The sequence below is a fragment of the Isoptericola croceus genome, from assembly GCF_029382255.1.
GTDB classification, from domain to species: domain Bacteria; phylum Actinomycetota; class Actinomycetes; order Actinomycetales; family Cellulomonadaceae; genus Isoptericola; species Isoptericola croceus.
The window spans coordinates 1-279 of the sequence record NZ_JARLLG010000144.1 but is presented as its reverse complement, the minus strand read 5'-3'; the positions used below and the strand labels follow the sequence as shown (position 1 = coordinate 279).

At 60.6% G+C, this 279-nt stretch carries 1 protein-coding gene; it reads left to right on the top strand.

Annotated features, from left to right (window positions below):
• The coding region (locus PZC42_RS21000) for an SPOR domain-containing protein (RefSeq protein ID WP_277214047.1) at positions 1-279 on the top strand (279 nt) is incomplete at both ends.

The window sequence follows — 279 nt, the reverse complement described above, 5'->3', positions numbered from 1 at the left end:
ACGCCGCTGCTGCGACCGTGCAGCCAATTGCCAAACCTGTGCAGCTCCAGGCCACGCCAATCGTACGGACGCGCTTCGGCGTTCAGGTGGCCGCATTTAAGACGCGTCAGCGTGCCGAGATTGTAAAGCGCGACCTGGAAGCCAAATCCTCGTACATGGCGTACCTCGTCCCGGCTAACAACCGCCCCTTGGTCAAAGTCGTCGTCGGATCGTATGCGGACCGGCAGTCAGTGGACAAGGTCCGGGACGACCTCAGGCAGAATTTCGGATATGCGGACT